The 21350-nt window shown below is 64.7% G+C and carries 25 protein-coding genes, 1 tRNA gene and 1 pseudogene; 12 read left to right on the forward strand and 15 right to left on the reverse strand.

Annotation, left to right across the window (positions count from 1 at the left end; genetic code table 11):
- Positions 1 to 106: 106 nt before the first annotated feature.
- Positions 107 to 838: a hypothetical protein gene (locus tag RUGAMON1_RS15105; RefSeq protein WP_445231276.1), complete on the reverse strand. Its 732-nt coding sequence runs from the start codon at positions 836 to 838 to the stop codon at positions 107 to 109.
- A gap of 95 nt (positions 839 to 933) precedes the next feature.
- Positions 934 to 1010, reverse strand: a tRNA-Pro gene (locus RUGAMON1_RS15110).
- Between the two features lie 123 nt (positions 1011 to 1133).
- Between RUGAMON1_RS15110 and RUGAMON1_RS15115 the strand changes: the two genes are divergently transcribed.
- Positions 1134 to 1772 (forward strand): hypothetical protein, encoded by a 639-nt coding sequence (locus RUGAMON1_RS15115; RefSeq protein WP_445231277.1) that lies wholly within the window; start codon positions 1134 to 1136, stop codon positions 1770 to 1772.
- Here the strand turns inward: RUGAMON1_RS15115 and rsmI are convergent, their stop codons facing one another.
- Positions 1773 to 2681, reverse strand: a complete 909-nt coding sequence (gene rsmI / locus RUGAMON1_RS15120; RefSeq protein ID WP_116991346.1) for a 16S rRNA (cytidine(1402)-2'-O)-methyltransferase — start codon at positions 2679 to 2681, stop codon at positions 1773 to 1775.
- 10 nt (positions 2682 to 2691) lie between these two features.
- On the opposite strand from rsmI, the gene RUGAMON1_RS15125 reads away from it, so the two are divergent.
- From RUGAMON1_RS15125 to RUGAMON1_RS15145, 5 genes are read left to right on the forward strand one after another with little or no spacing between them, the layout of a single operon-like run.
- Positions 2692 to 4116, forward strand: coding sequence for a penicillin-binding protein activator (locus RUGAMON1_RS15125; RefSeq protein ID WP_445231278.1), 1425 nt, complete (start codon positions 2692 to 2694; stop codon positions 4114 to 4116).
- A 13-nt stretch (positions 4117 to 4129) separates the two neighbouring features.
- On the forward strand, positions 4130 to 4480 hold the full coding sequence (locus tag RUGAMON1_RS15130; protein ID WP_445231279.1) for a YraN family protein: 351 nt from the start codon (positions 4130 to 4132) through the stop codon (positions 4478 to 4480).
- 57 nt (positions 4481 to 4537) lie between these two features.
- Positions 4538 to 5134 (forward strand): phosphoheptose isomerase, encoded by a 597-nt coding sequence (locus RUGAMON1_RS15135; RefSeq protein ID WP_116991343.1) that lies wholly within the window; start codon positions 4538 to 4540, stop codon positions 5132 to 5134.
- Positions 5127 to 5777: a BON domain-containing protein gene (locus RUGAMON1_RS15140; RefSeq protein ID WP_445231280.1), complete on the forward strand. Its 651-nt coding sequence runs from the start codon at positions 5127 to 5129 to the stop codon at positions 5775 to 5777. Before RUGAMON1_RS15135 ends, RUGAMON1_RS15140 begins: the two co-directional genes overlap by 8 nt.
- A gap of 50 nt (positions 5778 to 5827) precedes the next feature.
- On the forward strand, positions 5828 to 6343 hold the full coding sequence (locus tag RUGAMON1_RS15145) for a peroxiredoxin family protein (protein ID WP_445231281.1): 516 nt from the start codon (positions 5828 to 5830) through the stop codon (positions 6341 to 6343).
- Between the two features lie 93 nt (positions 6344 to 6436).
- Here RUGAMON1_RS15145 and RUGAMON1_RS15150 read toward each other — a convergent pair whose 3' ends face one another.
- The 5 genes and pseudogenes from RUGAMON1_RS15150 to RUGAMON1_RS15170 all read right to left on the reverse strand — a co-directional run bounded on the left by RUGAMON1_RS15150 (position 6437) and on the right by RUGAMON1_RS15170 (position 9566).
- Positions 6437 to 7291: a DUF3034 family protein gene (locus tag RUGAMON1_RS15150; RefSeq protein WP_445231438.1), complete on the reverse strand. Its 855-nt coding sequence runs from the start codon at positions 7289 to 7291 to the stop codon at positions 6437 to 6439.
- Positions 7289 to 7750: pseudogene (locus RUGAMON1_RS15155) on the reverse strand (group I truncated hemoglobin); the annotation flags it as partial. The gene RUGAMON1_RS15150 and the pseudogene RUGAMON1_RS15155, both read right to left, overlap by 3 nt.
- A 46-nt stretch (positions 7751 to 7796) precedes the next feature.
- Positions 7797 to 8219: a PaaI family thioesterase gene (locus tag RUGAMON1_RS15160; RefSeq protein WP_445231282.1), complete on the reverse strand. Its 423-nt coding sequence runs from the start codon at positions 8217 to 8219 to the stop codon at positions 7797 to 7799.
- Positions 8220 to 8277: 58 nt separating this feature from the next.
- Positions 8278 to 8982, reverse strand: a complete 705-nt coding sequence (locus RUGAMON1_RS15165) for an anti-sigma factor (protein WP_445231283.1) — start codon at positions 8980 to 8982, stop codon at positions 8278 to 8280.
- Positions 8979 to 9566: a sigma-70 family RNA polymerase sigma factor gene (locus tag RUGAMON1_RS15170; protein ID WP_445231284.1), complete on the reverse strand. Its 588-nt coding sequence runs from the start codon at positions 9564 to 9566 to the stop codon at positions 8979 to 8981. Before RUGAMON1_RS15170 ends, RUGAMON1_RS15165 begins: the two co-directional genes overlap by 4 nt.
- A gap of 144 nt (positions 9567 to 9710) precedes the next feature.
- On the opposite strand from RUGAMON1_RS15170, the gene RUGAMON1_RS15175 reads away from it, so the two are divergent.
- From RUGAMON1_RS15175 to RUGAMON1_RS15195, 5 genes are all read left to right on the forward strand, one after another.
- The gene (locus tag RUGAMON1_RS15175; protein ID WP_445231285.1) at positions 9711 to 11738 is read left to right on the forward strand and encodes a TonB-dependent receptor; all 2028 of its coding nucleotides are present in this window, start codon (positions 9711 to 9713) and stop codon (positions 11736 to 11738) included.
- Between the two features lie 95 nt (positions 11739 to 11833).
- Positions 11834 to 13360: a DUF4331 domain-containing protein gene (locus RUGAMON1_RS15180; RefSeq protein WP_445231286.1), complete on the forward strand. Its 1527-nt coding sequence runs from the start codon at positions 11834 to 11836 to the stop codon at positions 13358 to 13360.
- Complete coding sequence (locus RUGAMON1_RS15185) at positions 13357 to 13596, forward strand: hypothetical protein (RefSeq protein WP_445231287.1); 240 nt, start codon at positions 13357 to 13359, stop codon at positions 13594 to 13596. The genes RUGAMON1_RS15180 and RUGAMON1_RS15185 overlap by 4 nt, the downstream gene beginning before the upstream one ends.
- Before the next feature lie 61 nt (positions 13597 to 13657).
- On the forward strand, positions 13658 to 14830 hold the full coding sequence (locus RUGAMON1_RS15190; protein ID WP_445231288.1) for a tetratricopeptide repeat protein: 1173 nt from the start codon (positions 13658 to 13660) through the stop codon (positions 14828 to 14830).
- Positions 14827 to 15948 carry a HupE/UreJ family protein gene (locus RUGAMON1_RS15195; protein WP_445231289.1) on the forward strand — a complete coding sequence of 374 codons (1122 nt, stop codon included), beginning with the start codon at positions 14827 to 14829 and terminating at the stop codon, positions 15946 to 15948. The genes RUGAMON1_RS15190 and RUGAMON1_RS15195 overlap by 4 nt, the downstream gene beginning before the upstream one ends.
- Before the next feature lie 20 nt (positions 15949 to 15968).
- On the opposite strand, the gene RUGAMON1_RS15200 is transcribed toward RUGAMON1_RS15195, so the two are convergent.
- The 5 genes from RUGAMON1_RS15200 to yfcF all read right to left on the reverse strand — a co-directional run bounded on the left by RUGAMON1_RS15200 (position 15969) and on the right by yfcF (position 19150).
- Positions 15969 to 16346 (reverse strand): type II toxin-antitoxin system VapC family toxin, encoded by a 378-nt coding sequence (locus RUGAMON1_RS15200; RefSeq protein WP_445231290.1) that lies wholly within the window; start codon positions 16344 to 16346, stop codon positions 15969 to 15971.
- A complete protein-coding gene (locus RUGAMON1_RS15205; protein ID WP_445231291.1) occupies positions 16346 to 16582 on the reverse strand; it encodes a type II toxin-antitoxin system Phd/YefM family antitoxin in 237 nt (78 codons plus the stop codon). The genes RUGAMON1_RS15200 and RUGAMON1_RS15205 overlap by 1 nt, the downstream gene beginning before the upstream one ends.
- A 142-nt stretch (positions 16583 to 16724) precedes the next feature.
- Positions 16725 to 17711: a lipoyl synthase gene (gene lipA, locus RUGAMON1_RS15210; protein ID WP_445231292.1), complete on the reverse strand. Its 987-nt coding sequence runs from the start codon at positions 17709 to 17711 to the stop codon at positions 16725 to 16727.
- Positions 17712 to 17742: 31 nt separating this feature from the next.
- A complete protein-coding gene (gene lipB, locus RUGAMON1_RS15215) occupies positions 17743 to 18429 on the reverse strand; it encodes a lipoyl(octanoyl) transferase LipB (RefSeq protein ID WP_445231293.1) in 687 nt (228 codons plus the stop codon).
- A 91-nt stretch (positions 18430 to 18520) separates the two neighbouring features.
- Positions 18521 to 19150: a glutathione transferase gene (yfcF, locus tag RUGAMON1_RS15220; RefSeq protein WP_445231294.1), complete on the reverse strand. Its 630-nt coding sequence runs from the start codon at positions 19148 to 19150 to the stop codon at positions 18521 to 18523.
- A 122-nt stretch (positions 19151 to 19272) separates the two neighbouring features.
- Between yfcF and RUGAMON1_RS15225 the strand changes: the two genes are divergently transcribed.
- Positions 19273 to 20172, forward strand: a complete 900-nt coding sequence (locus RUGAMON1_RS15225) for a transcriptional regulator GcvA (protein WP_445231295.1) — start codon at positions 19273 to 19275, stop codon at positions 20170 to 20172.
- 1 nt (position 20173) lies between these two features.
- On the opposite strand, the gene RUGAMON1_RS15230 is transcribed toward RUGAMON1_RS15225, so the two are convergent.
- Positions 20174 to 20449 (reverse strand): DUF493 family protein, encoded by a 276-nt coding sequence (locus tag RUGAMON1_RS15230; protein ID WP_332852632.1) that lies wholly within the window; start codon positions 20447 to 20449, stop codon positions 20174 to 20176.
- 79 nt (positions 20450 to 20528) lie between these two features.
- On the reverse strand, positions 20529 to 21341 hold the full coding sequence (locus tag RUGAMON1_RS15235; RefSeq protein ID WP_445231296.1) for a hypothetical protein: 813 nt from the start codon (positions 21339 to 21341) through the stop codon (positions 20529 to 20531).
- Positions 21342 to 21350 lie beyond the last annotated feature (9 nt).

The raw sequence follows: 21350 nt of genomic DNA on the forward strand, positions 1-21350 counted from the left end.
ACTGCGCGTTTTCCCCGCGCTCATTTAATATTACGCAAGAGCTTGTTAGGCAACCAATTGCATATTCAACCGGATCTATGAACTATTCGTATAGCTCGTTTGCGGCTCAGCGCGTCGCGACCGGCACGAAATCGAATTCCAGCAGGGCGTCGTCCGGCCAATCCTGGTCATGGACCGGGGCCAGGTAGACCTTGCCGCCATCCTCGAGCAGGCTGGCGGGCAGCTGGCTGCGGCGGCCATTCCAGCTGAGATACATCGCGGCGACCGGACGCGGCGCGATATTGTCGACCTTGATCCGCGAGGTCAGGCAAGGCTGGCCCGCCGCGTTCATCAGCTTGCGGATCACGTAAGGAAGTTCGTATTGCTCGACCGCCCAGCGCACCGCGCACTCCAGCCGCAGATCGCCCAGGCGGCGCGCGTTGGGTGGTACACCCGGCGTGTGCACGTCCGGACGCCAGCGGAACGTGCCCGGTTTGCGATTGAGCAGCAGCTCGGCATCCTCCTTGCTGGCGGCCTCGCTGCGCGGCACGCTGAATGTGCCGTCTTCGGCGACCGCAAGCGACAGGCTCATCTCGTCGCCCGCGATGCGCAGCTTGATATCCTTGAGCGAGGCGTTGGCCGCCTTGGGTAACAGCACAAAGCGCAGCGACGCGCCGGGCGCCATCTGGTGCTGCTGCTCGAAGATGTCCAGTCCGGCGCTGAAGGCGCGGTAGGTCTTCCAGTCCGGATCCTTGGCGCCGCTGACGACGATCGCGTCGGGAACGTCCTGGCCGCTGCCGAATGCAGGATTCAGCGCCAGGCACTGCAACAATAAGAGGGAGGGTATCAGTCGTTTCATGCAACGATGATAACACTCTATATAAGCGCTTATATAATTTGGAAATAAAAAAAAGACCCAAGAGCCTAAGCTCTTGAGTCTTTTTTCTTGAATCTTGGTCGGAGTACAAGGATTCGAACCTTGGACCCCCTGGTCCCAAACCAGGTGCGCTACCGGACTGCGCCACACTCCGAAGAAGCAAGATAATACAAGCTGCCTCACTATCCGTCAAGTACCACTATGAAATCAGTATGTACCATGGCGATTTTTTTTCAATGTGAGATTATGGCGGTGTGCATAAATTATCTAAAAAGCCATGAGCGCGACTTTCGAGCAATTTCAGCCGGCGACGATGCGGCGGCCGGGGATCGCTGCGGGCATCGCCGTCTCGCTGGTGCTGCATCTGGCGCTGATTTTCGGCTACCGGCTGGCGGCGCCCAGCGCGCCTGACGAGCAGCGGCCAGCCAAGAGCATGACGGTCTGGCTGCGGCCGGCCGAGCCGCCCAAGCCCGTCGTGGCCAAGGTGGAGCCGCCGCCCAAGCCGAAACCGGAGCCGGTCCAGCCGCGCAAGCGCGAACGGCCGCAGCTGGCCAGCCGCGCCAGCCCGCCAGCGCCAGCCGCCGAGCCAGCCCCGGTCACCGCGCAGGCGATCACGCTGCCGGCGCCGGCCAGCACCGCGCCCGACCCACTGCACCCGGAACTGCAAGCGAAGAAATTCGACATGAACGCGGCGCTGAAAACCGCCCGCAAGGAAGCCAATGCCAAGGACCCGGCCCGCGCCGGGCTGCCGGTGGCGCAGCTGGACGACCATCCGCTGTATCCCGAAGAGCGGGAATCCAAGCTGGGACGCGACATCCAAAGCGCCACCCGACCCGACTGCAGGAAGGGCGGCGGTGGCCTGCTGGCTCCGCTCATCTGGATGCTGGACAAAAAGGACAGCGGCTGCAAGTTCTGATTATTCGTCGCCCTTGAGCTGCAAGGCGCGGTCGTACAGCGCGTTTTTCTTGCGGCCGGTGATCAAGGCCGCCAGGTTGGCGGCCTGCTTGACCGAGCATTCGGTCAGCAGAATCTTGAGGATGCGCTCGGCCTCCACGTCCTGCTCGTCCTCGGCCGCCGGCGCGCCGGCCAGCAGCACGACGAACTCGCCTTTTTCGCGATGCGCATCGGCCTTGATCCACGCCTCCGCCTCGGACAGCGGGCAACGGTGGATTTCCTCGAACATCTTGGTCAGCTCGCGCGCGAACACCACCTGGCGCTCCGGCTCGAACACCGCAGCCAGCGCCGTGGCGCAATCGAGGATGCGGTGCGGCGCTTCGTAGAACACCATGGTGGCCGTCACCGCGCGCAGCGTGCCGAGGAAGTTCTCGCGCTGCTTGGCCTTGGCCGGGAGGAAACCGACGAAGTAAAACTGATCGTTCACCAGGCCGCTGGCCGACAGCGCCGTCACCGCCGCCGAGGCGCCCGGCAGCGGCAGCACGCGCAAGCCGGCCGCCCGCACCGCGTCGACGATGCGCGCGCCGGGATCGGACACGGCCGGCGTGCCGGCGTCCGACACCAGCGCGATGCGCTCGCCGGCCTGCAGGCGGGCGATCAGCGTTTCCGCCACTTCGCGCTCGTTGTGCTGGTGGGCCGCGATCAGCGGCTTGTGCAGGCCGAAACGGGTCATCAGCTGCGCGGTGTTGCGGGTGTCCTCGCAGGCCACGGCGTTGACCAGGCTCAAGACATGCAGCGCCCGCAGGCTTATATCCGTCACATTGCCGATCGGGGTCGCCACGACGTACAAGGTTGCGCTAGGATAGGTCTGGTGCGCCATTTCGCCCATCACGGGCAGGGTGGCGATGGAGCTGGATTCTTGTGCGGTCATTGGGGGTAGGATGAATAGTGTGAGGTTGTCGCTGCTGTGTGCGATTGCGGCCCTGGTCAGTGCGTGCAGCACGCCGTTCTGCAATGCGCCCGGAGGATTGTGCGCGCCCGGCTCATCAAATACAAGTGCGGCGGCGCCGCTGGCGCCGCCAGCTCCCCCGGCGCCGTTGCCCAAGCCGCCGCCGGAACCGACGCCGCCGCCCGCCGAAACCTTTGCCGTCACGCTGCCCGGCATGGCCCCGCCAGCCCGCACCGCCCCGACCGGCGCCGGCCTGACAGTCACCCCGGACGCCGTTCCCGGCCCGGTGCGCGCCGCCGACGAGACGGCGCAACCGTCCAACGCGCCTATCCGCATGACCTTGCTGCTGCCGCTGCGGTCCGAAACGCTGGGCCTGGCCGCGTCGTCGGTGCGGGCCGGCTTTCTGGCGGCCTGGGAACGCGACCGCGACAACATCACCGTCACCGTGGTGGAAACCGGCGACGTGCCGCAGGACGTGCTGGCCAGCTACGCCCGCGCCCAGCAGCAGGACGACATCATCATCGGCCCGCTGGCGCGCTCCGCCGTGGCAGCCATCGCCGCCAGCCCCCTGCTGCAAAAACCGACCATCGCGCTGAACTATCCGGAGGGCTACGGCCTGGCCGGCGCCGCGCCGCTGCCGCCGCTGATGCTGGCCATGGGCCTGTCGATCGAAGAGGAAGCGCGCCAGGCCGCCCAGTGGGCCGCCGCCGACCTGCCCGGCAGCACTGCCATGATTTTAAGCACCAGCACGCCCTGGCAGCGCCGCGTCGCGGCCGCCTTCGCCGCCCAGTGGCAGCGCCACGGCCTGCCGGTCAAGATGGTGGAGCTGAGCGCGCCCGACGGCTACCTCAGCGACCCGGAACTGGTGCAGCTGCGCGCGCGCCTGCGCGACGATCCGCCCGGCCTGCTGTTTTCCGCCATGAGCGCCGACCAGACCCGCCAGCTGCGCGGCGCCCTCGGCGACGCCTTCAACAGCGAGCCGACCAATCCGACCTTCAGCACCGCCGATGCGCTGCCGCCGCCACCCGTCCCGGCGCCGGCGCCGCAATTGCGGGCATTGCCGATCTACGGCACCTCGGCGCTGAACCCCGGCAGCGGCAGCAACAGCCCGACCCAGGAACTGGACGGCGTGCGCCTGCTGGACCTGCCGTGGCAAATCCAGCGCGACCATCCGGCGGTGATGGTCTACCCGCATCCGCTGCAATCGAACAGCGCCGACATCGAACGCCTGTACGCGCTGGGCATCGACGCCTACCGGGTGGCGCGCGAGATCGTCCGCCACCGCTCCGGCCGCTTCCACCTGGACGGCGTGACCGGCCGGCTGACAGTCGATTTCGGCCAGGGCGCGGCCAGTTTCGAGCGCGTCGAGCAGCCTGCCGTGTATAAAAACGGCGTGCCGCTGCCGGTCACGCCGTGATGCCGGTGCCGCCATGCCGCAGACCACGCAGCAACGCCTGGGCCGGCTCGGCGAAGACCGGGCGCTGGCCCACCTGAGCGCAGCCGGACTGGTGTTGGTCGAGCGCAACTTCCTGTGCAAGGCCGGCGAGATCGACCTGGTCATGCAGCACGGCGCCCACCTGGTGTTTGTCGAAGTGCGGCGCCGGGCCGTGAGCCGGTTCGGCGGGGCGGCCGCCAGCGTCACCCCGGCCAAGCAACGGCGGCTGATCCACGCCGCCCAGTTCTACCTGCTGCGCTACCGCAGCGTGCCGCCGTGCCGCTTCGACCTGGTCGCCATCGACGGCGAAAAGTTGTCATGGATACAAAACGCGCTGGAAATGTAAGCATTTTTAACAGCGCTTGTCCGGACCGCTGTGCGGCTGCACTATAATCAGCACACTATGAATAATCAACGCATACTCTCGCACTTCCACGAAAGTGCCGAAATCAAAATCCAGTCCGCCACCGTTCTCGCTCCGCACATCGCGCAAGCGATCGAGCTGATGTTCTCGGCGTTGTCCAACGGCAATAAGATTCTGGTGTGCGGCAACGGCGGTTCGGCCGCCGACGCCCAGCACTTCGCGGCCGAGCTGGTGGGGCGCTTCGAGCGCGAACGCTTCCCGCTGCCGGCCATGGCGCTGACCACCGACACCTCGATCCTGACGGCGGTGGCCAACGACTACAGCTACCGCGAGATCTTCTCCAAGCAGGTGCAGGCGTTCGGCCAGGCCGGCGACATCCTGCTGGCGTTCTCCACCTCGGGCAACTCGGCCAACGTGATGGCGGCGATCGAAGCGGCGCTGGAGCGCGAAATGCGCGTGGTGGCCATGACCGGCAAGGGCGGCGGCGCCATCGGCAAAATGTTGACCGACGCCGACGTGCACATCTGCGTGCCGGCCGACCGTACTGCCCGTATCCAGGAAGTCCATCTGGTGACCATACACTGCATTTGCGACGGCATCGACGTCGCGCTATTCGGAGGAGATGTGAATGACTAATCCCGGCGTTATCTGGAAAAAAGTACAACGGCCGCTGGCCATGAGCGTGCTGTGCGGCGCTATGCTGGCTTCGTTGTCGGGCTGCGTCGCGCTGGTCGCGGGCGGCGCCATTTCCGGGACGCTGGCCGCAACCGACCGCCGCACCCTGGGTGCGCAGACGGAAGACCGGGCGATCGAAGTCAAGGGCAGCATCAAGCTCAACAACGTCGTCGGCGATGCGGGTCATACCAACATCAACAGTTTCAACCGCCGGGCGCTGCTGACCGGCGAAGTGCGCGACGAGGCCATGAAGGCCGCCGCCGAGCGCGAGCTGCGCGGCATCGAAGGCGTGGTGGCGGTGATCAACGAGCTGGAGATCGCCGGCCCGTCGAGCTACACCTCGCGCTCCAACGATGCGCTGATCACCACCAAGGTCAAGGCCAGCCTGGTCGACATGAAGGATATCTCGGCCAACTCCTACCAGGTGGTGACCGAGCGCGGCGTGGTATTCCTGATGGGTCGCGTGACCCAGCGCGAAGGCCAGATCGGCGCCGACGTGGCGCGCGGCGTGAGCGGCGTGAACAAGGTGGTCAAGGTATTCGAATACATCACCGAGGACGAGTGGAAGAGCTTGCAGCCGAACAAGTCGGCGTCCAACTCCTGATCCGGAGGAGGTCTATAATGGCCTCCTCTCCTTAGTCGCCTGGATTCATCATGCAAAAGACGCAATCGCCCGGCTGGATCAAGCCAGTACTGGCCGCCGTGCTGATCGGCGCCATCGGTTTTGGCGGCTACCTGTCGCTGAACAAGCGCCAGAGCGCGCCGGAAGTCACCTTCCTCAGCATCAAGGGCGAGAAGATCTCGCCGGAGAGCCTGCGCGGCAAGGTGGTGATGGTCAATTTCTGGGCCACCTCGTGCACCACCTGCGTGGCCGAGATGCCGAAGATGGTCGACACCTACAACAAGTTCAAGGGCCAGGGCCTGGAGTTCGTCGCCGTGGCGATGAGCTACGACCCGGCGAACTACGTGCTGAACTACGCCGAAACCCGCCAGCTGCCATTCAAGGTGGCGCTCGACGCCGACGGCTCGGCCGCCAAAGCCTACGGCAACGTGGCGATGACGCCGACCACCTTCGTCATCGGCAAGGATGGCAAGATCCTCAAGCGCTACCTGGGCGAACCGGACTTCGCCGCCCTGCACAAGCTGCTGGAAGAATCACTGCACGGATAAAAATCGGGGGTCAAGTCTGACATTCGGACACGAGCTCTGCCGTAACGGGTGCTACGGCAGAGCTCGTGTCCGAATGTCAGACTTGACCCCCGCTTAGAAGCCCGCCTGCGCCGACAGGTACAGGCCGTGCTGCTTCTTCGGATTGAAGATGGTGATGTCGCCCAGCTCGGCATACGCCGCCGTCAGCGAAAAATGCTTGCTCGGGAACCAGGCCACGAAGGCGTCGTAGTAGGCCTTCTCGTTGTCCACGCCCAGATTGTGCGGCTTGCGGCGGTACTCGGCGCCCAGCGCCAGCTTGCGGTTGACCAGGTAGGCCACCGACAGCTCCGGCATCAGCCGCATGCTGTCGCCCTTGTCGCCGCCAAAACCCAGCAAACCCATCTGATTGGCGCGGGTCGCCCGCAGCGTGCCGTTCAGTAGCATGCTCTGCTCGAACAGGATCTTGGTGGCCGCCACGTAGTAATCGTAGCCGTGATCATCCCTGGCGCCCAGCTGCTTCACATTGCTCACGCCCAGCGCGCCCAGCCCGCCCACACCCTTGTTGCGCTTGTACAGGATGCCGACCGCCACCTGCGGCATCCAGCTGTCCTGCTCGTAGACGGCGTCGCCCGCCACCTTCAGCTTCACGCCCAAAATGTCCTGCTTGATGTTGAGCTGGTTCAGCGGCGCCAGGCTGCCCTTGAATTCCTGCGTCGCCAGCGACAGCTCCAGCCGGTCGGCGACGCCCACCGCCACACCGTAACTGTTGAGCTTATAATCCTGGGTGTCGATGTAGGTGGCGTGCGCATTGGCGCCCCAGCTGTCGCGCGTGCCGTAGCCGCTGATCAGCGCCCATGGCGTGATGCCGCCGCCGCCTGCGCCCTCCACCTGGCTGACGCCGCCGGTGGCGAGGAACTTGCCCATCTCCGGCCTGGTCTGCGCGGTGGTGGTCACGATGGCGCGCTGCATCGGCGCCAGTTTCGCGATCAGCTTGTTCGATACGCTGCTGGGCACCTGGTTCCGCTCCATCGCGATCTGCAAATCCTCGGTCAGCGCGTTGAACATCGCATTGGTGATCTTCAAATCCTGATGCACGGTGGCCATGTCGCGCACGGTGCCGACGCCGTCCATCGTCTTGTCGCGGTATTTGCCGGTGTACTTGCACGGACCGCCGGCAAATTCGCAGAACTGTTCCTGCAGGCGCACATTCAGCTGCGCCATGTCGAAGTCGGCAAAGTTTTCCTTGATGCGCGGATCGGCCAGCACCAGCGGGATGAAGGTGTCGACGATCTTCCTAATGCCGTCCTTGCCGCCGAGGCCGACGTAGGTGGCGTCATCGGTGTACGGCGTTTGCGCGGAGGCCAGCGACGCAGCCAGCGATGCGGCCCCCAAGAGGCCGAGCGCGGCCGTCCAGCGAAATTTCATCATCTTGGTTTCTCGTGTGCAGGATCGATGCCAGACACAAATTTAACAGTTATTTCGGGTACAAAACCATCTGTGTGCAGCGGAACAACGCTATCGTCTTACCGGTAGCCTTGTTGCTGACGATGGCGTCCCACACCTGCGTGGTGCGGCCCAGGTGCACCATCTTCGCGGTCGCCTCGACCACGCCGTCGCGCGCCGTGCCCAAGTGATTCGACTTCAATTCGATGGTGGTGAAACTGTGCGCGCCTTCCGGCAGGTGCGAGAAACAGGCGTAGCCGCAGGCGGTGTCGGCCAAGGTCACCACGCTGCCCGCATGCAGGAAGCCGTTCGGCGCCAGGTGCTGCGGCGTGACGGCGAACTCGGCGACGATCTCGCCTTCGCGCACGCCGGTGATGACTATGCCCAGGTGATCGGGCAGCGTGCCCTTGCCGAACTGGTTGAAGTATTCCGGGTTGAACTTGCTGGCGTCCATGACTGCCTTTCGCGAATGGGGCCGGAGCCCGACATCCGCGATGATAGCAACTTTCCCCCTACATCACCCGGACCCAGTTGCCTTTGTACAGGATCGGTCCGGTCGGCCCGTTCGGATCCGGCGAACCGCCCTTCGGCTCCAGCGTGACCGCCAGCAGCGCCACGTCGTCACCGACCGCCTTGCTGGTCATCGCCAGCTTGAGCTCGCCACGCTCACTCAGCAAGCCCAGCGAACGCGGATGGCCCGATTTCGGCACCGCCCACAGTTCCAGCGATTTATCGGCCGGCACCGCCGCCGCGCCGACCACGCGCACCGTCATCGACTGGTGGCGGCGGTCGCCGGTGAGCACCAGCGCGGTCTGCGCCTTGTCGTCGGTCAGCGTGGCGACATAGTCGAGCTGCGGCGCCTGCAGCGTGCGCACGCCGATCGTCACCACCAGCAAGGCCGCCACGGCGGTCGACACCACGCCCAGCGAACGCCAGAACGTCAGCGAGTCGTTGCGCCAGAACTGCCACGCCGCATACGCACGCGGCAGGTTCAGGCGGCGCTCGATGCCTAGCCACACCTGCTTGCGCGGCTGCTGCGCGGTGGAGAACTCGGCCAGTGGCACCAGCCGGTCCTGCCATTCGACCACGATGCGGCGCAGCGCGGCATCGTTATGCAGATGGCCTTCGAAGCGGCGGCGCGCGCCACCCTTGAGCGTGCCCAGCACGTATTCCGCCGCCAGCTTGTCGCGCAGCGCAGCGTTGTCGCGGAGGTTCATGCGCGCTCTCCCTTGGCCAGGCAAGTCTTCAGCTTGTCGAGGCTGCGGCGTATCCAGGTCTTGACGGTGCCGATCGGCAGAGCCATCTGCTGCGCCACCTCGCTGTGCGACAGGTCATGGAAAAAGGCCAGGCCCAGCACCTGCCGGTGCAACCCTTCCAGCGCCGACATGCAATAGGCCAGCGCCTTGGCGTCGCGGCTCATTTGCAGCGCCTCGATGGGGGTGGCTGCGGGATCTTGCAGTGCATTGATAACCTCGCTGTCAAACTGTTCGCCGTCGATTTCGGTGGTCACATCGCTGCGGCGTAACAGATCGAAAGCCTTGTTGCGGACGATGGTCGTCATCCACGTCATGGGTGCGGCCAAATGGCTTTGATAGGTGCCGGCGTTGTTCCAGATCGCGACGAAACTTTCCTGCAGCACCTCTTCGGCCAGTTCGCGCTTGTTCAATATACGCAGCGCGAAGCCAAACAGTTTCGCCGATGTCGCATCGTAGAGTGAACGAAATGCGACAGCGTCGCGTTTGGCCGCACCTTGCAGCCAGATGCGCAGCTGCTGGGGATCGAGAGTATTCGCGTCTGACACTGCGGGCCTTGAGGAAGTGGGAAAAGTAGCAAGCGTGAGAAAAATACCATATCGCGCGTACGCGCGACCACATATTTATTTTGAATCCGACCGCCACGCCGCTGCGTACATGGGTCATCGAAAACACCACGCGGGAGCAGGATTGTGAGCAAGAGCGTGATCAAGAACGGGATCGCCGGACTGGTCGCCGCCGCCATCGCGGCCGGCGCCGGCGCCGCCGAAGAGGGTGGCGACGGCGCAACAGCCGCGCGCGTGATCGTGCTGGCGCACTACGACAACGCGGTCGGCACCTCGGACGCGGCCAGCCAGGGCACGGTCACGTCCAGCCTGATCGCCAGCCGGCCGGCGCTGCGCACCGGCGAACTGCTGGAGTTCGTGCCCGGCATGATCGTCACCCAACACAGCGGCGACGGCAAGGCCAACCAGTACTTCCTGCGCGGCTTCAACCTCGACCACGGCACCGACTTCGCCACCTATGTCGACGCCATGCCGGTCAATATGCGCAGCAACGCCCACGGCCAGGGCTACTCGGACCTGAATTTCCTGATCCCGGAGCTGGTGCAGCGCATCGACTACAAGAAGGGCAGCTACTTCGCCGATGAAGGCGATTTCTCATCGGCCGGCGCCGCCCACATCCGGCTTGCGGACCGGCTGGCGCAGGGTTCCGCCAGCGTCACGCTGGGCAGCTACGGCTACCAGCGCGGCGTGCTGGCCGACTCGCTGGCAGCGGCCGGCGGCACGCTGCTGTACGGCCTGGAGCTAAGCCGCAACAACGGACCGTGGCAGACGCCGGAACAGGTGCGCAAAGCCAGCGCCACGCTGCGCTACACGCGCGGCGACGCGCAGGACGGCTACAGCATCACCGCCATGGCCTACCGTAACCGGTGGAACGCCACCGACCAGTTGCCGCAGCGCGCGGTGGACGACGGCCGCCTGGACCGCTACGGCAGCGCCAATCCGAGCGACGGCGGCGACACCTCGCGCACCAGCCTTGCATGGGCTATGCACCAGCGCCGCGAGGACAGCATCACCGAGGCGTCGGCCTATCTGGTGCGCTCCAGCCTGGACCTGTACAGCGACTTCACCTACCTGCTCAACGATCCGGTCAACGGCGACCAGTTCCAGCAAAGCGAGCGCCGCACGATGGCCGGGTTCAACGCGAGCCAGACGTGGGTCCGCCAGCTTGCCGGTGTGGACATGCGCAACAAATTCGGCGTGCAGACGCGCTACGACCACATCGCGCCGCTCGGCCTGCACCACACCGTCGCGCGCCGGCGCATCGCCACCGTCAGCGAAGACCGCGTCAACGAAGCGAGCGCCGGCCTGTATTGGGAAAACACCAGCTACTGGTCGCCGACCTTCCGCAGCATCGCCGGACTACGCTATGACGCCTACCGCTTCAACGTCAACGGCGCCGGCGCCGAAGCGCACAAGGCCTCGCCCAAGCTGTCGCTGATCTTCGGCCCGTGGCAGCAGACCGAGTACTTCGTCAACTACGGCGCCGGCTTCCACAGCAACGACGCGCGCGGCGTGCTCAAGGCCGCCGATCCGGCCACGCCGCTGGTCGGCACGCGCGGCGCCGAACTGGGCGTGCGCAGCGAATGGCTGCCCGGCCTGCAAAGTTCCATGTCGCTGTGGACGCTCGATATCGATTCCGAACTGGTGTTCGCCGGCGACAGCGGCGACACCGAGGCGAGCCGCCCCAGCCGCCGCCGCGGCATCGAGTGGAGCAACCACTACATCGCCGCGCCGTGGCTGCTGTTCGATCTCGACCTGTCGGCCTCGCGCGCGCGTTATCGCCGCAACGACCCGTCCGGCAACTACGTGCCGGAAGCGCTGGACAAGGTGGCCTCGTTCGGCGTGACGGTCAAGGACATCGGCCGCTGGTCCGGCGGCTTCGAGCTGCGCTACTTCGGTCCGCGTCCGCTGGTCGAGGACAACAGCATGCGCTCGGCCGCCACCACGCTGGCCTACGGCCGCATCGGCTACCAGCTGGACCGCAAGACCAGGCTGACGCTGGACGGCTTCAACCTGTTCAACCGGCGCGCCAGCGACATCGATTACTACTACGCGTCGCGCCTGCCGGGGGAGCCGGCGGAGGGCGTCAACGGCGTGCACTTCCATCCGGTCGAACCACGCACGCTGCGGCTGACGTTGAGCAGGAATTTTTAAGCGACAAAATTAATCTAATTTGAATCCGGCGCGCATCGAGCACCGTATATCAAGACGCAGTACCTGGCAGATCAACCTATTGGGGAGAAAACGAAATGCAAACTATCGTCAAACACGCGATGCGCGCGGCCGTCGTCGGCGCGCTGGCAAGCGCATTCGCACCAGCGGCCATGGCGTCCAGCCATCGCGAAGCGCCGTTCGTGGCGCAGAGTCCTAAAGTGGACGGCACCGACTTCTACATGTTCCGCAGCTATGAAAGCGGCCGCGCCAACTTCGTCACCCTGATCGCCAACTACATCCCGCTGCAGGATGCCTACGGCGGTCCGAACTACTTCGCCATGGACCCGAACGCGCTGTACGAGATCCACATCGACAACAACGGCGACGCCAAGGAAGACCTGACCTTCCAGTTCCGCTTCAACAATGCTAACAAGGACACCAAGCTCACCGTCGGCGGCAAGCAGGTGTCGATCCCGCTGGTGATCAACGGCGGCGCCATCGCCGGCCCCAACGCGGCCGGCGCCAACGTGCGCGAGACCTACACAGTCAACGTGGTGCGCGGCGACCGCCGCACCGGCAGCAAGGCCGCCGTGACCAACGCGGCCGACGGCACCAGCACCTTCGACAAGCCGCTCGACAACATCGGCAACAAGTCGATCCCGAACTACGCGGCCTATGCCGCCTCCCACATGTACAACGTCAACATCCCCGGTTGCAGCACGCCGGCGCGCATGTTCGTCGGCCAGCGCAAGGACCCGTTCGTGGTCAACCTCGGCGAGACCTTCGACCTGGTCAACATCAAGGCCCCGGCCACCGAGTTCAGCGCCAACGCCGAGAAAGCCGCCAAGGACGACCTGGCCGACAAGAACGTCACCTCGATCGAACTGGAAGTGGCCGCCTCCTGCCTGACCGCCTCCGGCAGCAGCGACCCCGTGATCGGCGGCTGGACCACGGCCAGCGTGCGCCAGGCGCGCCTGCTGAACCCGACGCCGAATTCCAGCGCGCCATCGAAGGAGGGCGGCGCCTGGACCCAGGTATCGCGCCTCGGCATGCCGCTGGTGAATGAAGTCGTCATCGGCCTGAAGGACAAGGACACCTTCAACAGCAGCAAGCCTTCCGGCGACGCGCAGTTCGCGACCTACGTCACCAATCCCACGCTGCCGGCGCTGATCGAGATCCTGTACGGCAGCGCCGGCGCCAAGGCGCCGACCAACTTCCCGCGCAACGACCTGGTGGCGGCCTTCCTCACCGGCGTCAAGGGCCTGAACCAGCCGGCCACCGTGACCGCTTCCGAAATGCTACGCCTGAACACTTCGACGCCCGCCGTCGCGATGGGTGCGCAGAACCGCCTGGGCGTGATCGGCGGCGACAATGCCGGCTTCCCCAACGGCCGCCGTCCCGGCGACGACGTGGTCGACATCGCGCTGCGCGTGGTGATGGGCAAACTGTGCACGCTGAACCTGGGCTGCGCGCCCGCCGACGCACCGGCCGGCGGCCTGCACTTCACCGACGGCGCCTACCTGGACGACAGCTTCTTCACCGCCGCCTTCCCGTACCTGAAGACGCCGATCGCCGGTTCGCCGCAAACCTCGGGCATCACGGCCGCACGGAGCAAGCCATGAAGTCCCTCGGCCTGATTGCGCTGCTGGTGCTCAGCGCATGCGGGGGCAGCACCCATTATGAAGACCACACGCCGGTCACGCCGCCACCACCGCCACCGGTGGTGATGCTCGATGCGTTCTACACGGCGGTACTGGCCATCATCGGCGATGGCAGCGAGACCTCCACCGAGCCGATGGCGACGGACAGCATCGTCGCCACCGCGCCGGAGGATACGGAACCGGTCGCGTACAAGTAAGCCTTGCAGCATAAGGGCGGGTTTGAAGTTTGCCCGCCCTTGTCACCGTTTTGAGGTCATCATGAAGAAGTCATTATTTGCGTTGCTGCTGGTCGCTGCGGCGGCGGTGCAGGCGACGCCTTACATTCCCGCCAGCGGCCGGCAAGTGATCGAGACGCTGCCGCGCCGAGGCGATCCGGTGCAACAGGAACTGCGCCGCATGCGCAGCGAACTGAATGCCCGCCCCAACGACGTGGCGCTGGCCACGGCATTGGCGACGCGCTACATCGGCCTGGCCCGCAGCGAAACCGATCCACGCTACCTCGGCTACGCGCAAGCGGCGCTGGCGCCATGGTGGTGGCTGTCGTCGCCGCCGGCAACGGTGCGCCTGCTGCGCGCCACGCTGCTGCAAAGTACCCACCAATTCAAGCCGGCGATGGACGATCTGAAGGCCGTGCTGGCGACCGATGCGAACAATGCGCAGGCATGGCTGACGCAGGCCACCGTGCAGACCGTGCAAGGCGACTACGCCGGCGCCACCGCCAGCTGCGCGCACCTGTCGGCGATGTCGATAGAACTGGTCACCATCACCTGCATCGCCAACGTTGGCGCGGCGACGGGGCGCTCCTTGAAAAGCGAACAGCTGCTGGATCTGACACTGGAACGCAGCAGCAACGCGCCGGCCGAGCTTCAGGTGTGGGCGTTGACGCTGCTGGCGGAGATGGCGCAACGGCGCGGCGCGGCGAGCATCGCCGAGGCGCGCTATAAGCGCGCGCTGGCACTGAGCCCGCGCGACAGCTACCTGCTGGGCGCCTATGCCGATTTTCTGCTGGAGCAGCGACGCGCAACCGAAGTCGCCACGCTGCTGAAGGACCAGACCCGCATCGACGCGCTGCTGCTGCGTCGCGCACTGGCGTTGCAGCAGCAGGGCAATGTGCGCATAGCCCTGGCCGCTGACGTGAAGGAACTGGCGGCCCGCTTCGACGCCGCCGCCCAACGCGGCGACACCGTGCACCAGCGCGAGCAGGCGCGCTTCGAACTGATGCTGCGCCACGATCCGGCCACCGCGCTGGCGTTGGCGCGCAAGAACTGGGCGGTGCAGAAGGAAGCGGCCGATATCCGCATCTACCTGGAATCGGCGGTGCAGGCGCGCGACGCCAACGCCGCCAGGCCGGTGCTGGACTGGGTCGCGTTGAACCGCACCGAGGACGTGGCCGCAGCGCGCCTGATCCGACAACTGCAAGCGGGGACATGATGAAACGCCTGATGCTATTTTTTGCGCTGCTGTGCGGCGTGGCGCTGCCGGCCTATGCGCACAAGCCCAGCGACAGCTATCTGTCGCTGGAAGTGCAGGGCGAGCGCATCACCGGCCAGTGGGACATCGCGCTACGCGACCTGGATTTTGCCATCGGTCTAGACCAGGATGGTGACGGCAAGCTGACATGGGACGAGATCCGCACGCGGCATGCGGCGATCGCGGCGTATGCACTGGAACGGCTGGGCATCGCCACCGACCAAGGCGCCTGCCGCATCGACACCGACCAGCAGCTGGTCGACGATCACACCGACGGCGCCTACAGCGTGCTGCGTTTTCATGCGGCCTGTCCCGGTCCGGTAACGGCGCTGATCATCAACTACCAGCTGTTCGCCGATCTCGATCCGCAGCACAAAGGCTTGCTGCGCCTGACGCGCGACGGCGCGACCTCCACCGCGATTTTCGATCCATCACACGCGCGCCAGACCTTGTCGCTGGCGTCGCCGGACCGCTGGCGGCAATTCGGCGCCTACGTGAAGGACGGCGTGTGGCATATCTGGATCGGCTACGACCATATCCTGTTCCTGCTGTCACTGCTGCTGCCGGCGGTGATGCTCGGTGCGCGCGGCACGCCGTCGGCCAGCCTGCGCGAGTCCTTCATCGACGTGCTGAAAGTGGTGACGGCCTTCACGCTGGCGCACTCGCTGACCTTGACGCTGGCCAGCCTGTCGCTGATATCGCTGCCATCGCGCTGGGTGGAATCGGCGATCGCGGCATCGGTGGTGCTGGCGGCGCTGAACAACATCTATCCGTTGTTCCGGGGCCGGCGGCCGGTGGCGGCGTTCGGGTTTGGGCTGATCCACGGCTTCGGCTTCGCCAGCGTGCTGATCGACCTGGGCCTGCCGCAGGGCGCCTTGCTGACCAGTTTATTCGGCTTCAACCTGGGCGTGGAGATCGGTCAGCTGTGCATCGTCGCCGCCTTCCTGCCGCTGGCGTTCGCGCTGCGCGGCACCTGGTTCTACCGCCGCCTGCTGACCGGCGGCTCGGCGGTAATCGCGCTGGTGGCGGTGGTGTGGCTGGCCGAGCGCGCGTTCGACCTGAAGCTGATCAGCGTCTGATCCGCTCCTGACGACAAGAGTCAGACCATCTCGACAAGGTCGGAATACCCAGTCAAAACGCGGTCTGCGGTCAACAGTTTCATGGGGCCGCAGATTGCTTGGGCTACCAACATGCGGTCAAAAGGATCGCGATGGATGAGAGGTAACAACGCCACCTGCGCTGCGTGCGGGTAAGAGATAACTAGTTCCAGAAATCCGTCTCGCGCGATGTTTGCGACAAGCTCCTTTAAATCCAGACTTAATTTTCCAGCCTGGACCTTAATCGCAATTTCCCATAGAGATACGCTACTCACATACACGGTCTGAGCCGCCGCAATAAGCGCGCGTGAATGTCTGGACAACTTTCGACTATCCTGCATCCACCAGAGCAAGACATGGGTGTCTAGTAGAAGCTGCACTATTGGCCTTCAAAGGCGGCCTGTATGTCGTCGGGGAGCGGCCCATCAAAGTCATCGGCGATCCAGATCTTTCCCTTCATTGAACCGGGCTTACGCAATGCTGTATGAGCGTGAATCGCTACCAGCCGGACAATAGGCTTACCTCCTGCGGCTATGATGACTTCCTGGCCATGGGACGCATCTTCAATCAGCCTGGACAGCTTAATTTTCGCTTCATCAATATCGAATATCGCCATGTTCATCTCCCGGCAAACTAATTCCAGTCTAGCTTGCGCAAAGATGATGGCAAGGCACATAGACAACTATCCTCTGATATCGATCAACGAAAAAAAAGCAAACCGTCTTGCGAGGGCTTGCTTCTTTCGGCCTTGCTGAATTTTACACAGCAGCCAGCACGTTGTGCGCCTGCTCGTCCGCGTGGTACGAGCTGCGGACCATGGCGCCGACGGCGGCGTGCTTGAAGCCCATTTTGTAGGCTTCGGCTTCGAACATCTTGAACACGTCCGGGTGCACGTAGCGGCGCACCGGCAGGTGGCTGTTCGACGGCGCCAGGTATTGGCCGATAGTCAGCATGTCGATGTTGTGCTCGCGCATGTCGCGCATCACTTGCAGGATCTCTTCGTCGGTCTCGCCCAGGCCGACCATGATGCCGGACTTGGTCTTCACCGCAGGGTACAGGTCCTTGAATTCCTTCAGCAGCTGCAGGGAGTGCATGTAGTCCGAACCCGGACGTGCTTCCTTGTACAGGCGCGGCACGGTTTCCAGGTTGTGGTTCATCACGTCCGGCAGGCCGTCCTTGAAGATGTCCAGCGCTTTTTGCAGGCGGCCGCGGAAGTCCGGCACCAGCACTTCGATCTGGGTCTTCGGCGACAGCGCGCGGGTGTTCTGGATGCACTCGACGAAGTGGCCGGCGCCGCCGTCACGCAGATCGTCGCGGTCGACCGAGGTGATCACCACGTAGCTCAGGCGCAGCTCGGCGATGGTCTTCGACAGGTTGGCCGGCTCTTCCTTGTCCAGCGGATCCGGACGGCCGTGGCCGACGTCGCAGAACGGGCAGCGGCGGGTGCACTTGTCGCCCATGATCATGAAGGTCGCGGTGCCCTTGCCGAAGCATTCGCCGATGTTCGGGCAGCTCGCTTCTTCGCACACGGTCACCAGCTTGTTCTCGCGCAGGATGTCCTTGATCTCGTAGAAACGGGTCGACGCCGAGGCCGCCTTGACGCGGATCCAGTCCGGCTTTTTCAGGCGCTCGACCTGTTCGATCGGCACGATCTTGATCGGGATGCGCGCGGTCTTGCTGGCGCCTTTTTGCTTTTCGCTTGGGTTGTAAGCCGGGGCAACGCTGGTGGTGGTTTCAGAAGTCATTTGGCTGCGTGCCCTCGCGGGCAAAGTTTGGTTATTCGTGTACTGCGGGTTCGGCCACATGCGCCAGCACGCTGATCAGCTCATCGGCCAGTTGTTGTTGCACGTCGGACAACACGGCGGTCGCGCCGACGGTGCGCATATCGACTGTTTCCAGCCCGGCATAGCCGCAAGGATTAATCCAGGAAAACGGGGCCAGATCCATCGCCACATTCAGCGACAGCCCATGATAGGTGCAACCGTTGCCGCGCACTTTCAAGCCGAGCGCGGCGATTTTGGCGCCTTGTTTCGGTCCGCCGGCCATGTAGATGCCCGGCGCGCCGTCAACGCGCTCACCGACGAGATTATACGCGCCTAAGACGTTGATGATCGCCTGCTCGATTTTATTGACGAATTGCCGGGCGTACAGCTTGCCGCCCGGCTTGTTGCGGCGCAGGTCCATCAGCATGTAGATCACCACCTGGCCGGGGCCGTGGAAGGTGACTTCGCCGCCGCGGTCGGTCTGCACCACCGGGATCGAGTCCGCGCCCGCCAGCAGGTGGCCGCGGTCGGCGCCCAGGCCCAGCGTGAACACGGGCGGATGCTCGACGATCCACAGTTCGTCGCGGGTGTCCGGGGTGCGCGCGTCGGTGAAGGCGCGCATCGCGGCGAAAGTGCTGTCGTAGTCGGCGAGGCCGAGGTGGCGTATCAGCGCCGGCTCGGTTGGGGTAGGAGACGTCATGCCGCCATTATAAATCAGCCCGCCGATCGGGGCTGGAACCCGCAACCGGTCGGGGTCTGACCCCACGGGGTCAGACCCCAGGCTTGCGGGGTTAACCAGGCTGGTGACGCTCCAGCCACTGCTGGATGGACGGCCGTTGCCACTGGCCGGCGGCGTAGTCCTTGAGCTTTTGCGGCACCGCGTCGCCGTTCAGGATCAGGCGGTTCAGCATCAGCGCCAAGTCGACGTCGGCCAGCGACCAGCTGTCGAACAGGTTGGGGCGGCCTTCCTGTACCAGCTGGCTGGCGGCGTGGATCAGTTTGTCGGCGGCGGCCTGGCCGGCCTCCGTCAACGGCTGGCAAGCCTTGCCAAAAAATACAGTTTCCGTATCCCGCTCGGCGCGCACCGGCAACAGGTCGCTGCGCAGCCAGGCCTGGATCTGCCGCGCCTGGGCGCGCTGGCGCCGGTCTTTCGGGTACAGGGCGATGTATTCCGGCGCCGGGAAGCTCTCTTCCAGGTATTCGGTGATCGCGGTCGACTCGGTCAGCACAAACTCACCCTCGACCAGCGCCGGCACCCGGGCGGTCAGCGCGCGCGCCGTGTAGGCGCTGTGTTTTTGCTGGCCGGCTTCCAGGTCCACGGTCTTGACGGTGAACGGCAAGCCTTTTTCGGTCAGCGCGACAAAGGCCGACATGGCGTAGGGACTGGTAAAAAGGCTGTCGACGTACAGTTCAAAAGGCATGATGGCTCCGGCTAGAGTAGATTTATTCACATGGTAAGCCTTGCCGTAGCGCCTGTATAACGTTATATTTTCGTGATTCTAGCTAATTTTATTCACATAGTTATCCACAGCATGCCGACCTGATGAGCGCCAGCCGCCGCCTGCCCAATTTTTCCGCACTGCGCGCCTTCGAGGCGGCGGCACGCCACGAGAACTTCTCGCGGGCGGCGGAAGAGTTGCACCTGACGCATGGCGCGATCAGCCACCAGGTGCGCGCTTTGGAGGAGGAATTGGGCCGGCCGCTGTTCGTGCGCCACGGCCGACAGGTGAAAATAACTAGCGATGCGCTGAAGTTTGCCCAGTTTTTAGGCAAGTCCTTCGCCGATATCACCGCCGCGGCCGACGCCATGCGGGCCTCCAGCGTCAACCAGCGGCTGACGATTTCATCGATTCCATCGTTTGCCGCGCGCTGGCTGGCGCCCCGGCTGGGCCGGTTTATCGACCTGTATCCGGATATCGAAGTGGTGCTGCAATCGAGCGGCCAGCTGCAGGATCTGGCGCGCGACGGCATCGATGTCGGCATCCGCTTCGGACGCGGCAACTATCCAGGGCTGGTGGTGCAGCGCTTGATGGGCGATGTCTACTATCCCGTAGTGAGTCCCCACTATCGAGGCGGGCAGCAACCTGCCACGCCGCACGAGCTGCGCCAGCACACGCTGCTGCGCTCGGTGGAGCCATGGTCACCGTGGCTGCGCGCGGCCGGGGTCGACATGGCCGAGCCGTCCGGCGGCTTGATGTTCGAGGATTTGTCGATGCTGATACGCTCCGCCGCCGACGGCAACGGGGTGGCGCTGGTGCGCCATGTGGTGGCGATGCAGGAGATCGCCTCCGGGCAACTGCTGCGGCTGTTCGATACCGCCACGCCGTGCCCGGACGAGTACTTTTTCGTGTCGCCGCCCGGCGCGGCCGGCAGGCCGCAGGTGCAGGCGTTCCGCGACTGGCTGCTGGAAGAGATCGCCGTCTTCCAGCGCCAGCAAGCCTGATTTACATCACAATCTTCACCATAGGGTGAGCCGACAGCTCGTTATACAGGGCGTCGAGCTGCTCGCGGCTGATGGCGCGGATGGTCACGGTCAGGCCGGTGTAATTGCCCTTGGGCGAAGGACGCACTTCCATTTTGCCTTCATGGAAATCCTTGTCGTGCTTTTGCACCACCAGCACGATGGTCGGGGCGAAATCGATATGAGTCGGGCCCATCACCTTGATCGGGAAGTCGCTCGGATACTCGATGAGGGACTCTGACGGCGGGATCGCTTGCATATTCATTCCAATCAAAAAAGAAAACCGGCGGCGTCAACGCGACGCCACCGGCCTCTATTGTAGCCAATTCAGCGCAGGCTTATGCTTTGCCCAGCGCCAAGGTGGCCGTTTCCTGCGGCGCGGCCAGCTGCGCCGGCTGCTGGCCGGACAGCCGCTGCAGGCGCGCCAGCGCCGATTCGTTGGCGACGCCAGGCTGGCTGACCGACTTGCGGATCGCCTCCAGCTCGGCGGCCTGCTCGTACGGACGCTGGCCGATGTCGGTGACGATCTTCATGCCGGCCGCCTCGTTGCTGATGGCCTGGGCGCGACGAGTCAGCGCGTTCAGCGCGCTGGAATTGCCGCGCATGCCGGATAGCCCGGCCAGCTGGCTCTGGCGCTCGGCGCGCAGGTTCTGCAAATCCTGCTGGGCGCGGGCCGAGGCCAGCGCCTGCATCGCCTTCTTCGCCGCCGAATCGAAGTCTGCCAGCTGCTTGGACAGCGCGTCGACGATGGTTTGCAGTTCCTCCATGTACTGGCGGGCGTCGGCTTCCTCCTGCAATTCCTGCGGCATGCGCGCCTTGTTACCTTCCAGCTCGTCGCAGAACAGGGTGATGGTCGCTTCCGAAATCTTGCCGGCGGCCAGGCGGTCGGCCAGGGTCCCGGCCGCCTGCTCGTCGGTGGCGATCAGCTGGCGCAGCTTGACCACGTCGGCCGCTTCCTTGTCGAAGGAGCTGCGGGCGGCGGCCAGTTTTTGCGCGGTCAGGCGTAGGCTGTCGGCCAGCCGGTCGCGGTCGGCCTCGGTGGCCGTTTCCGGATCAAAATTGGCGATCGCTTCGGAAACACGGTCGCCCAGCGCGCCAAAATGTTTGGAAATCAGGCGCGCGGTCAAACCCCAGCCATTCAAGTTGCTCATGTCAGTCGT

The organism is Duganella rhizosphaerae, assembly GCF_040364205.1.
GTDB lineage: Bacteria > Pseudomonadota > Gammaproteobacteria > Burkholderiales > Burkholderiaceae_D > Rugamonas > Rugamonas rhizosphaerae.